Source organism: Bacillus sp. LQ16 (assembly GCF_057784645.1).
The window spans coordinates 1,989,558-2,003,032 of the sequence record NZ_CM173491.1 but is presented as its reverse complement, the minus strand read 5'-3'; the positions used below and the strand labels follow the sequence as shown (position 1 = coordinate 2,003,032).

The following is a 13,475-nucleotide window of genomic DNA, read 5'->3' as shown; positions in this document are numbered from 1 at the left end:
TTATGAACGAACAGCCACTTCTCTAACGAGCGGATTATGTACTTGCACATAAATTGCTTGCTCTAATGGATTACTTAACTCATCGACATCGAAAAATCTCGTTAGTAAATTTGCTTTACACGCTAACTTATCTTCGTCCAATAATTCTCTTAAAAATGTTGAAGGTTCCCGGTTATACGGAAGGAATGATTCAAGTACAGACCTTAATTCCGAGAGAAGAATTTCCTCCTTAATTAATCCTGCTGTGCCAAAACCATTAATGAGACCAAACATATGATTGAAAATTAAGTAGTAACGAAATCTCTCATCCACAATATAGTCGTCATATAAATTTCCAGTACGTTCTCCAATACCAACTAATTCATTATTAAGCATCTCTTTCATTGAATTACAGAAATAAAATCCTTGATTATCACGGAAATAATATTTGACCGGATAACCATCTTTTAGCTGAACAACGCTATTTTGCTGATGAGCTTCTAATGCAACACCATACTGTAAATACGTCCATACCATTGGCTTTAAAGAAATATTCATATATCGTCTAAACCACTCTAAGCTTACTTCTTCACAGCTTTTACTTTCTAAATCTGCTAGGCGATGAATAATATTCGATAACCGCGTACGTTCCCCAGGTATAGCGTCTTGAACTAGCCCAGCAATTAATGTTGCGTCGTTTGCATGTTCACTATAAAAAGGGTTCTCGCGAATAATCACTTCAAATCCAGATTCTTGTGTTCCATAATTTAATGTAATATAGGCTGGATCACAAATAAAATCAAAGCCTGGAAATCTTTCTCGTACTTCACCAATAGCCGTCTTTAACATTTCCTTCCCTTCAAGACCACTCTCAAGTTCTTTCAGTTTATTAATACGCATTGAATTCGTTACTTTCACCGGAAATGAAAACTTAAGCATATACTTCGAATCGGGATGATACAGTGTCCTTAGTGATGATGTTGCCATATAATACTTACCTACAGGTCCAATATACTCAAGCAATTCTTGAACTATCCAATCTTGTACGTAAGCTTGATGCAAGAGCCATTCTGCCTGAAGCGGATGAATTGGAATTAATGCATATTGATCTTCCTTACAGTACTTCTCTATAAATTCCTTACTAACCATCTCATCATTACTTAATTCTTCTTTTATAATCGTTGTTGTAGAATCTGATAATAATGATTTTTCATTTACTATACTTTTATGGGCCCGAAAATAATGAAGCTGACATTCTCCTTTTAATTCTGGAGAATACATTGCATTTTTCCAATCCAATATCCCCTGTCTACTCTTTGGTGTAGGATGAGTTAAATGCCCAAATAATAAAGACTGCTCCGCTTCTATAAAAGTTGTATGGAAACCGTATAATGCGGACGTATCTTCTATTCTCTCTTTTGTAAATTCCTCAATATTTTGACAACTACGGATAACTCGAAGCATAAGTTCCGCAGGATTCGTCCCTTCTCCGTAGTTGATAGACATCTCTTTTATTAAAAATGTAATAACTGTAACGTAATCTGCTTTAATAACAGAATTACTATCTCCAATTTGATAATAAAATTGTTCTCCAAACAAATGACGATCTGTTGATGATTTATATATAACTTCTCCATACAAAGTAACGTTCTGTGCCGATAGCCGACAACATAAATATGTGGGGACTGTATCTCTATTCAACGTATTACTGAAGATAATCTTCATTCTTTCATCCTCTGTAATCCATTCTCCACTCCCTGTTTCTCTTAAATAACAGTTTAAAAAGCTTTGTAATGTTGCATGTTCTGCGATTTGTTTCGCATGCTGCATGTTGGTCCTCCTCTTTATATTAAAGCTATCGAAATTTTATATAATAAACGATAATTGAATGTCGTTATCAATTATGATTCTAATTGATAATGATATTCAATTCAAGAGTATATTTCAGAATTTTTTTATCTGATTTAATTTTTCTTGTTTTCTCTCTTTTCTTTAATCTAGTTAAAAATACACGAAAAAAATACTCAGTTTCAAACTACATACTTACTATTTTTCATTAGTAATCTATCCAAAATGATTAAACAAAAGAGGTATACCTTAATTGGTATACCTCTTTCAAACATAAAGTTTACATAATAATATTATTTAAGCAAATCTATATAACTTTTTGTATAACAAATTCAAATCTCTCCAACAATACGCTGTTTCTTCTACCCTTACTCTCTCTAAAAATTTCGTATCAATTTTTTCAGGGTTAAATTTTTCATAAAACTTTTTAGAAGGATTATTCGTAACAACCCAAACTAAAAGTGATTGCATATCATTGTTTATACAATCCGATAATAAAGCTTGAAATAACTTTTGTCCTATTTTCATTCCTTGATACTCTTGTAAAAGGTAGATTGCATATAATTCTCCATCACAATTATATGTACCAGTTCTTTCTACTCCCCCATCGACGAATCCAACTATGTCTCCATTTAAACTCTCTGCTACAAATCTAAATTGATGATTACCTTCTTTTTGAAAAATATCTTCCCATTGTTTTTCTCGTTTCTCATATGCTACATTATCTAGAATTTCGTCAGCAAATATCCCTTTATACGTTGTTTTCCAACTATCAACATGCACCTTTGCTATACCTGGTATATCATCCTTTATTGCTCTTCTAATATGTATTCCCATCATTTCTCCCCCTTGTTACTCATCATTATATCAATTTCATTCCTTAAAAATCCAAATAAAAAAGAGTGAATTCACTTCACTCTTTTTTATCACAATTATCTACTTTCCACTTCAACTGAAACTACTCGATCAATCTCTTTCAGGGAACTATATAACTCTGTTGTATATAAATCTTCTGGAGCTAAAATAACCATCTCCAGTTGCTGAAATGCTCCACTATCTATATCTTTAATTTTCACGCGTTTCACATGCATGCCTAAATTTTTAATTTGCTTAAATATACCATCTAACTCATGATGCTCTTTAACAGTAATTTTTATAGATAAATCCTTTTGTCTTAATGAATACGGTCCTGCAATTTTCACAAGTTGCGGAAGTACATTAATCGCTAAAATAATTAAAACCATAGCAACTGTCGCTTGTAAATAGAATCCCGCACCAATTGCGATCCCTAAAGCTGAAGCAGCCCACACCATAGAAGCTGTTGTTAATCCAGAAATAACATCATTACTTCTTCGTAAAATGACACCTGCGCCAAGAAAACCAATTCCACTAACAATTTGAGCGGCCAGTCGCATCGGATCCATATTTGTATGTCCTGGAACAGAATATACATGCACAGATTCAATTGAAACCATCGTAATTAAACAACTTGCTACAGAAATAACCATACTTGTTTTCACACCAAGTGGTTTATTCTTTAGCTGCCTATCTATCCCGATGAATAATCCTAAAAAGAGTGCTAAACCTAATTTGAGTAAAAATTCATATGACATATTTCCATTCTCCTTACTTTACAATGTTTCCCTTAGAATAACTCACTATAACTCTTTTATGATATCAATTCCAGTCTTTTCTATTCATTTAACGTAAAAAACCGAAAAAACATTTATAACGATGTTTCTCCGGCTTTTTATTACACTTTAGATTCTTCTTTATTTCTGATCTTTAATCTTAATTTCTGCATCTTTGTAGAATGCTAATTTACTGTCATTATACTCTTTTGTAAATTTGTTAAACTGCTCTTTGGACTTTTGTGCTTCCACATTTAATTCATTAACAGTTTTAACTATTTCACCGATTTCTTTTAATTTCGTTTCTTTTACTTTTAATTTTTCATACAGTTCTTTTTCAGTCGCTAACACTTTCGTGTAATTTTCATTCATCTTTTTGAATACATCATAACGATTTTTATACGACTCTTCTACTGCTTTTGCTTGTTTTTGTAACTTCTTATCTTCAATCTTCTCTATATTACTTTGAACAGATTTCGTTTCCTTCTGTGCTTTTTCTAGCATTTCTTTTTCACTTTTCAATACTTTTTCACGATCATCTACATTTGTAGTAGCTTGCTCTATTTTCTTCACAACTGCTTCATTATGATCTTTACCTTCTTGCAAAATTTGAGCATATAATTCTTGCCCTTGTTTCTCTAACTGCTCTAATTTTTTTGCTTCATCCACTAAAGATTTTTCTTGTGTTGCTGCTGTTTCAAAAGCTGTATATAGATTTTCTTCTGGCTTTTCACCGAAACAACCTGTTAAAAGTCCTACTGATAATGCTCCAACTACTGCTACTTTTCCATACTTCAACGTTCATTCCTCCATTACATACGGTTATCATGCCAGAAGTTCACTGGGAAGTGACTCTCTTCATGATAAGCTTCAAACTCATAACCCTTTTCTTTTAGCCCCTTTAAAATTGCTGGCACAGCAGCAACTGATTGCGGGTGAATATCATGCATTAAAATTACTTCCTGCGGTTTTGTTGCATTTGTTAATACGTTTTGAGCAATTTGTGCTGCAGCTGCATCAACTGGCATTTTATTGTATTTCCAATCTAATGAATCAATTGTCCAATCCCATACTTTAAATCCGCCTTCTACCACTTTATTTCGAAGACCTTCATTCAATCCAGGCATCGAACCATATGGAGGACGTGTTAATTTAGGTGATTTCCCAATAATATTAGCGATTAAACCTTGATCTTCTTTCATCTCATTTACATACTCGCCATTTTTATATAACTTTGCGAAATTATGTGTCATACTATGCATGCCTACATAATGACCCTCAGCATTTTCACGTTTCACTAAATCAGGAAATTCTTTGACATTCGCTCCAATTAAAAAGAACGTCGCCTTCGCATCATGTTGTTTTAGCGTATTTAATAATTCAGCCGTATATTTCCCTGGCCCATCGTCAAATGTAAGATAAGCAACTTTTCTTTCTTTTCCATTAAAACGACTTGGTGCCGTTTTATTCATTTCAACTTTCGGCTGTTCACTTGCAAGCTGCACTACATTTTCTTGTTTCGCAACAGCTTTTGCTGGTGAAGTAATTGATTGAAACATGTAATACCCAATAGCTACTGCGGCAATCGCTATTAAAACGACTACTATTTGTTTAATTTTTAAAGCTTTTTCCATTCTATCGAATTCCTCTCCCTATTAATCTTATATATAAATCGCCCAATATAATTATACATCTATTTATTTTTATTTCACCATGTAAACAGATTTTTTTGTATTATAATGGGAGTTTTATCAAAAGTATTGTTCCATGTGTTTATACGACTAAACATATCTCCATGAAGGTCCACCATTTTTTTGACGATAGCTAAGCACCTATTGTATGATTATTTATCTGCTAAAATAGCTGGTTAATATATGATACATGATCTTTCGCAATTACTATCTCTTCGTCTTTCACCTTAATCGCTTCATTGTGTATGAATATGTAATTGCATTTTGAACAGTCTTTCTTTAACCTGTTTCAATTTCCACCAATTCAATTGTTCTATAAATAGTGATAAATTGAATTTCCTTCCCTTCAACTTTAGGAGCTAATTTCCAAATAGTCCCCTCTAGTATATCGTATAATTACACCTTTTGTTTATATAAATTAAAATGATTTTAGTATAATTTTTCCGCAACAAAAATACGTTATTAAAAAGTTGCTAATCCACTTCAAAAAAAAGATTGGCAAAAGCCAATCTTTTTTTATTATTCGTTTCGAACTGGTTTTGGCGTTACACCTAAATGATCATTTAATTTTTTTGAAATATCTTTTACATTTTTTTCATTTGGAATGTAATAATAAATACCACCGATACGTTTATCTGTACCTTCTATTTGCATTTTTTCCATTTCCAAATTAGATCCTGCCATATTTTTTGTAATGGCAAGCATATCGTCAAATGTTAAGTTCGTTTTCATGTTTTTATCAACCGCATCTAGTAAAGAGCCCATTTTGCTAATTGATTGAACAGACATCGCTTTTTTGGCAATTGCTTCTATTACAAGTTGCTGTCTCTGTCCACGCATTGCGTCACTATCAATTTTACGCGTTCTTGCAAGTGCAAGTGCTTGTTCTCCATTTAAATGTTGGTAACCTTTTTCTAAATGGATCATACCAGCTTGGTCTTTACTATCTTGTTCAGTGAAAGTAACTGGTACATCAATATCAATACCACCAATTGAATCGACAATTTGTACGAATGATTCAAAGTTAAACTTCACATAATAATCAACAGGGACATTTAAAAATCTTTCCACCGTATCGCGTGTGCTTTCTACTCCACCAAATACGTGAGCATGAGTAATTTTATCTAATTTTTTTCTAGTTGGAATATAAACACGTGAATCACGTGGAATACTTACTAGCTTAACAGACTTATCATCTTTATTAATTGTTGCTAATAAAAGTGCATCTGTTCGAACTGCTTCGCCATATTGGCTTTTTCTCATTTCACTTCCATCTACACCCATGATTAATATTGAAATATTATCCTTTAAAGGTTCAACTTCTTTATCACGCTTTGATGACTTTTCAATTTTCGCATACGCATCATTTACAACAGCTTTTGCTTTATTATATATAAACGAACCATATCCTACTCCTCCAAAAATAAGTAGGAAAAATGGAATTAATATGAACCATTTTATTGACTTTCTTTTAGAACGCTTTTTATTACTTCTCGTATTTTGTTCTAATTCAGAGCTCATACCCATTCGCCTCTCTTTCTCTTTACCAAGTATAATGTAAGTCTATTTATCTTCATATTGAATTTCCTTTCATTAACCTTACAATTTTGTAAGGTTACTACTAAAACCCAATATGTATTCCATTTCACATTATACTCTCGTACTTATTTTTGGCAAGTCACTATTTACCAATTTCAAAAATTTAGCACTTCGCAACATGCAAATTTATAAATTCATTAACTCTTTCATTTTAAATTAGGATATCTTTTTCCAGATAAACGATATGAATAAAGAGTCCAGCTAATGATAAAACCTCTATGAGTACAGTATATTTCACGTTATTATTTCTCAAACGGCGTATACATGCTTTTCTTCCCCTGATTATCAATAAAAGCCGACTTTGCTTTTATTTTCGTTTTTTCTACTTCCATGTCTTCATTTGAGAAGTTCACAATGATTTTAATATTTTTTCCATAAGAAACAGATTGTACTAGCTTATCTTCTGACAAATACGCAAAATTCGTCATCTCTTCTTTTACTGCTTTTTCATGAACTTCATTCCAAACTTTTAGATGCTCTGTAATTTCTTTTTTATGTTTATTCCACTCTACTTCATCTAAATGGTACAACGGAGGAACATTATACAATAATTCAGACAGCATTCGATTTCCAACTTCATCTTTTACCTTTAAACTTCCCCATTCCCAATGATGCGTTGTAATAACGGAATCATTGTATACTAATTTATATAATGGTACCGAATATACTGGGTTTAAATACACTTGTTTATATTCTTCTTTCAATGGTACTTGTTTTGCATATTTTTCGGGAACATTTTGATTTGGTGACCAATATCCACCGACATAATACGGACTTGTTTTATTTTTCCGCATATCTTCATCGTCCCATTTAATAACAGGTGTTTCAATTCCGTGTGCAAATGCAATCGTACTACTAGCAAAATCATTTCCACCTTCAGAACCAACGACCATACCCTTTTCTTGTGCAATGTAGTCCATTCGTTTTAAACGTGCTTTTAAATCTTGCTCTTGTGTCGTTATATGTTTCGCTGAATAGTCATCGTAAATTTCACCTGTCGCATCACAATCAATAAACCATGAATTATATTTAGGACCATTTTGTAATATATCATTCATGCGTTCCTTTACACTAGGCAGCGATAAAGTCGGGTTTAACTTGCGACCTCTGCCTAAAAAGCCTTGCACCTTTTCTCCGTTTTTCTTCGTTACAGTAGCCTCTTCATATAATGATGGGTCATTAAAGGATGCTGTGTTCCAATTTTTATCACTTTTTTCGTGAATGGAATGATATGAATCATACGGACCAACTAAATACCCCATTTCCTTCGCTTTTGTCACGAAATTAGGTTGCATAAATCCTTGTTCCCAGTTCGGCAGACCAATCCACGCTTTTTCTATTCCTACCTCTTTCATTTCCTTTAGTATGTCCGTTCCATCTGCATTACCCCATTTACTTACCTCTTCAACCGCATCACCAAGTAGCGACTTTAATAAATGCTTATTTAAGCTATACAATTCTGTGTTCGTTAAGTGACCTACACCTTTCTTTAATAGCACACTAGCTTCCTGATCAACGTTTTGAAAAATATCCTCTTTATAAAATTCCTTCATGGATAATACTTCGTTTATATAACGTAAAATAACATTTTTTTGATACTTATCAATGAAATCTTGTTTACTTACTTGATCTAATACATTCAGTTCCCCAGGCTCTGAACTATTCTTTTGAATAAGTTCTCTTATATGACTAAACAGCGGGCTATTTATTTGCTCCCTTAGTTTTGGCCAATTTATATTATTTTCTGATAAACCATTTTGATTCCAAAAATAAAAATGCGCCGCTCCATATAACTTTTCGATTTCTTTATTTTTTCTAGCCTTTTCTTGTAATGTTTTAAATTCACCTTTTCGAACAATATCATCCTTATACAGTTTAGCAATGCTTACCGCATCATTATTTGTCACATATAATTGAAATCCATATGTTTTATTTTTATTTATGCTCGGAAATTCATGTGTAAAATCAAATCCTATTTTCGGATCCGAATGAAATTTCAATTCATTATTAAACATATTGTTTGCAATATATACAATTGAATATTTCGAACCATTTAAAGCGAAAAACTTCATAGAAAATGATTCAGCAAATGAATATGCATCATCCTTTAAAAACTTCTTCCAATTCTCATCATTGCTCGGAATTTGCTTACCCTCCCATAACGGAAGTGTATAATTTTCAGCTTCTACTTTCGGCCATGTAAAGCTTTCTGCACCAGTCGATTCCACTTCAATGTTTAAGTGGTCTTTTTTCTTTTCTAATTTTATTTTTACTTTTTGATCTGGATATTCCCATGATGTACGATCCTTTTCTTTTTTTACATTCGATACCTTCATTTTCGGTAGGGGTTGTGATGCCTGTTCCTTTACCCCCTCATGTTCTACAGTTAATGTGAATGTTTCTGGATTTACATCATAAGTAAAATCTTTATACGTCGATTTCTTTATTTTAGACTCTTGTACAGCATTACTACCTTTTACGTCACAACCGACTAAAGTCGAAAATGGCATAGTTGTTAGAAGACATATCGCTATCATTTTTTTCATCCTCTGCACCTCCACCAATGAATATACAGGTGGTTTGTTACAGGAATGTGGCAAAAAATAATAGAGCTAGCATTTTGCTAGCTCTATTTGGAGTATTAAAAGTTGATATGAACAACTATAATTCGCTTAGAAGATATGTAATACAGTAACTGCATTTTTTCTCAACAATTATGAAACTAAACAAATCAAAATTTTAACAAGCATTCTTTAACTGAAAAAATAAGTGTATACAATGTATCCTAAAAGTAGTACTAAAATGATTATCCCTGTAGCTTTCCAATTCATACCGCCTGCTATATCAACTGGACTACCTGTTTCCGCTCTATTGAGTCCGTCATGTAAAGAACCCGTAGGATTACTTTTTAATTCACTTTGTCTCATACGCTCTCTTTTTTCTTCTGGTGACTCTTTATTCATTTAATCACCTCCAAAATGAATACACTCTTTACTTACATTATTCAAAATCAACATTTGTTTTATATTTTTTTCCGAAAAAACCTAATTTAAAATAGGTTTGCAACGTAAAGAAAGCTAGCCATGCCAGCTTTCTTTACGATCCAATATGCTCTTCCTTATTTACAATAATACCTTTATGGTCGATTTCAAGCTCACATACTTTCATATCTGTAAATACTCTCGCTAATTGCTCAGCGATTTCTTGACGTTTCTCATATGGCGTTAATATAAAAATAGATGGTCCCGCACCGCTAAGTGCTGTGCCGTACGCACCAAATTCTTTTGCGCATTTACGAATAGATGGTAATAACGGTACGAGTTCTAAACGATATGGCTCGTGAAAATGGTCTCTCTCCATCATTTCACCTACAACTTCCCACCGCTTTTGACATAATGCAGCTACTAATACGTTACTTATCGCACTAGCTTTAACTGCCTCATGAAACGGAAACATCTTTGGTAATACAGAGCGACTTTCATCTGTATTTAATTCTTCATTCGGAATAAGAGAAATTACCCCTAATTCCTTGCTCTCAATTCTTACGACGGAAATATCCTTTCCATCAAGTGCTCCGATTACAGTTCCACCTAATATAGAAGCAGCAACATTATCAGGATGTCCTTCAAAATTTGTAGCAATTTGAACTTTTTGATCAGCAGTTAAGTTCAAATTGCCTAGTTGATTCGCAAGCTCTATCCCAGCTACAATCGCTGATGCACTACTTCCTAGCCCTCTTGTTAATGGGATATTACTAGTAACTTCTATTATATGGGGTGATATAGAAGGACATACTTTACATGCCGTGCTAACGATTAAATTTTTATCGTCTGTCGGAATTGATTCTTCAAAGGAATGGATTACTTGCCATTTATCAGCTTTTTCTTTAACCACCACATCTAAATACAATGACAAAGCTATTCCAACTGAATCAAATCCAGGACCAACATTCGCCGTACTAGCAGGGACACGAACACTTAATGGTATCACGACATAATCACCCCTTTAATATGATCTTTAATTTGTTCTATATCATTTGACACACTTGCGATGTCTAGTTGATTTGAAGAAATAGCGATATCAGGATCCTTCAAACCATTTCCAGTTAATACTGCAACAACTGTTTCTCCCTTTTTGATTTTTCCAGATTTAACATGTTTAATTACGCCGGCTAATGAAGCATTTGATCCTGGTTCAGCGAAAACTCCTTCAGTTTTTGCCAATAACCTATACGCATGTAAAATTTCTTCATCTGATACCATATCTATTTCACCACAAGACTGCTCGGCAGCCTCTACTGCATACGACCAACTTGCTGGGTTACCAATGCGAATTGCTGTTGCAATTGTTTCAGGCTCTTCAATTACATGCCCTTTTACAATTGCCGCTGCTCCTTCTGCTTCAAAGCCATGAATTCTTGGCTTCTTATAACCTTTTTCTTTCTCATATTCACAGAAGCCTTTCCAATATGCTGTAATATTCCCTGCGTTCCCAACAGGGATAGCTAGAACATCTGGTGCATTTTGCAATTGGTCACAAATTTCAAATGCTGCTGTTTTTTGTCCTTCAATTCGATAAGGATTCACTGAATTTACTAATGTAATCGGCTCTTCTGCAGCAATATTTCTTACAGCCTTAAGTGCATCATCGAAATTCCCTTCTATTGAAATAATTTCAGCTCCATAAGCGACCGCTTGCGCTAATTTTCCATGCGCAATCTTTCCTTCAGGGATTACGATTATACATTTCATCCCAAGACGTGCCGCATATGCTGCAGCTGATGCTGATGTATTACCTGTTGATGCACAAATGATTGCTTCTGAACCTTCTTCTTTCGCCTTAGCAACTGCCATCACCATACCACGATCTTTAAAAGAACCTGTCGGATTCGCTCCTTCGTACTTACCATATAGCTGAATCCCTAATTGCTTTGATATATTTAATAACGGAATAAGAGGTGTGTTTCCTTCCATTAAACTGACATCAGGTGTGTTTTCATTCACCGGTAAATAAGAAGCATATTGTTTTAATAGTCCTTTATACATATTGTTTTTCCTCCTCAATAATGTAGTAACTGTTTATTTCACTTGCAACAGCTTCTATCGCTCCTAAAACTCGTTCGAATTGATACTTGGAAGTTCGATGTGTCACAACAACAACTTCTGCCAGTTCACGGTTTAAAGGTAATTGAATAACTTCTTTTAAACTTACAGAGTAATTAACGAAACATTCTGTTATTTTTTGTAACATCCCAGGCTCATCTCGTAATGAAATACGCAAGAAATATTTCGAAACTACTTCTTCATCACCTTGTAATTCATAAGGAACTGGTTCTTTTAACGCACTTTTATTTTTCGGCACTTGATTCATATTTTTAACGATGGAAATAATATCACTTACTACAGCAGAACCAGTTGGCAACTTTCCAGCTCCAGGTCCGTAAAACATTACTTCTCCTACCGCTTGACCGTGAACATATACTGCATTAAATTCATTATTTACATTCGATAATGGATGACGACTTGGTAAAAGTGTCGGTTCTACACTTAAATGAATGGCTGATCCTTGTTTTTCTGCTTTCCCAATTAACTTCATAGTAAATCCTAACTTTTCAGCCATTTGTAAATCTTCTTTTTCAACCTTTCGAATCCCTCTTACTTGCACATCATCTAATGAAACATTCATCGAAAAACCTAAGTTTGCAAGAATTACTACCTTTCGCGCCGCATCTAGTCCATCTACATCTGCTGTCGGATCCGATTCTGCAAAACCTAATTTTTGTGCTTCCTGTAAAGCCTCTTCATAAGACCACCCATTTTGACTCATTTTTGTTAACATATAATTTGTTGTACCATTTACAATTCCCATTATTTTTTCAATTTGATCTGATGCTAGCCCGTCAGTTAGTCCTCTTAACACTGGAATACCGCCTGCTACGCTCGCTTCATAACATAAATCACAATCATTATCGTTTGCCAGTTGAAGAAGCTCTGCACCATATACAGCCATTAAATCTTTATTTGCTGTTACGACATGTTTTTTATTTTCTAAAGCCTTAACAATATGCTGTTTTGCTTCTTCAATTCCGCCCATTACCTCTACTACAATATCAATATTTGAATCATTTAGAACTTCATCTGCATGACTTGTGACTGCAATTCCGTCAATACAAACATCGCGTTCTTTTTCCAAATCACGTACAACGACTGTTTTCACTTTCACTTCGTATCCTGTATCAAGAGCGATTTTTTTATAATGTTCTTTCAAAATATGAACAACACCACTTCCGACCGTGCCTAAACCTAATACCCCAACATTTATAACGTTATTCATCTTCTAATCTCCTCCTAAAAGTTTAATTGTTACACCTATAAATCACCTTACTCTGCTTTTTTGTCATGCAGGTGGTGGTTATTTCCGTACTTATAAATAGTTTCATGTTACCGCACCTCCCTTCAAAGTAATAAAAAAACACACCCATCCCTAGGAAAGGGACGAATGTGTTTTCGTGGTTCCACCCTTGTTCCAATCTAGACGTATTTCTCCCTAGATTGCTCAAGTTCAGATAACGGCTGATACCGTCAATAATTACTAGATTACTCGTTCACTATTGAAGTTCAAAGGTGGTAAAATCATTTCTCGTGTTAGGAAGCTCACACCCTTGGCTTCCCTCTCTGTAAACCGTAAAAATGATTTCTTGTCCTTATCGTTACTTTTTCGTTCATGT

The 13,475-nt window shown here is 33.9% G+C and carries 11 protein-coding genes and 1 other annotated feature; all 11 genes read right to left on the bottom strand.

Annotated elements, in window-relative coordinates; all coding sequences use genetic code 11:
- On the bottom strand, positions 1–1,809 hold the full coding sequence (locus AC3EMB_RS10040) for an IucA/IucC family protein (RefSeq protein WP_488517667.1): 1,809 nt from the start codon (positions 1,807–1,809) through the stop codon (positions 1–3).
- A gap of 315 nt (positions 1,810–2,124) precedes the next feature.
- Positions 2,125–2,667, bottom strand: a complete 543-nt coding sequence (locus AC3EMB_RS10035; RefSeq protein WP_053564715.1) for a GNAT family N-acetyltransferase — start codon at positions 2,665–2,667, stop codon at positions 2,125–2,127.
- Positions 2,668–2,759: 92 nt separating this feature from the next.
- Positions 2,760–3,440, bottom strand: coding sequence for an MgtC/SapB family protein (locus AC3EMB_RS10030; protein ID WP_000119510.1), 681 nt, complete (start codon positions 3,438–3,440; stop codon positions 2,760–2,762).
- 159 nt (positions 3,441–3,599) lie between these two features.
- Positions 3,600–4,256 carry a YkyA family protein gene (locus AC3EMB_RS10025; protein ID WP_423117782.1) on the bottom strand — a complete coding sequence of 219 codons (657 nt, stop codon included), beginning with the start codon at positions 4,254–4,256 and terminating at the stop codon, positions 3,600–3,602.
- Between the two features lie 14 nt (positions 4,257–4,270).
- Positions 4,271–5,092, bottom strand: coding sequence for a peptidoglycan-N-acetylglucosamine deacetylase (locus tag AC3EMB_RS10020; RefSeq protein WP_000409482.1), 822 nt, complete (start codon positions 5,090–5,092; stop codon positions 4,271–4,273).
- 576 nt (positions 5,093–5,668) lie between these two features.
- A complete protein-coding gene (locus AC3EMB_RS10015) occupies positions 5,669–6,670 on the bottom strand; it encodes an LCP family protein (RefSeq protein ID WP_002093954.1) in 1,002 nt (333 codons plus the stop codon).
- 320 nt (positions 6,671–6,990) lie between these two features.
- Positions 6,991–9,294 carry a glycoside hydrolase gene (locus AC3EMB_RS10010; RefSeq protein ID WP_161114599.1) on the bottom strand — a complete coding sequence of 768 codons (2,304 nt, stop codon included), beginning with the start codon at positions 9,292–9,294 and terminating at the stop codon, positions 6,991–6,993.
- Between the two features lie 207 nt (positions 9,295–9,501).
- Complete coding sequence (locus AC3EMB_RS10005) at positions 9,502–9,711, bottom strand: DUF6366 family protein (RefSeq protein WP_088025281.1); 210 nt, start codon at positions 9,709–9,711, stop codon at positions 9,502–9,504.
- A gap of 133 nt (positions 9,712–9,844) precedes the next feature.
- Positions 9,845–10,738: a homoserine kinase gene (gene thrB, locus AC3EMB_RS10000; protein ID WP_000612682.1), complete on the bottom strand. Its 894-nt coding sequence runs from the start codon at positions 10,736–10,738 to the stop codon at positions 9,845–9,847.
- Entirely contained in the window at positions 10,735–11,793 is a 1,059-nt protein-coding gene (gene thrC / locus AC3EMB_RS09995; protein ID WP_053564718.1) for a threonine synthase, read from the bottom strand. Before thrC ends, thrB begins: the two co-directional genes overlap by 4 nt.
- A complete protein-coding gene (locus AC3EMB_RS09990) occupies positions 11,786–13,081 on the bottom strand; it encodes a homoserine dehydrogenase (RefSeq protein ID WP_488517666.1) in 1,296 nt (431 codons plus the stop codon). The genes thrC and AC3EMB_RS09990 overlap by 8 nt, the downstream gene beginning before the upstream one ends.
- Positions 13,082–13,235: 154 nt before the next feature.
- Positions 13,236–13,467, bottom strand: a binding site (T-box leader).
- Between the last annotated feature and the right edge of the window lie 8 nt (positions 13,468–13,475).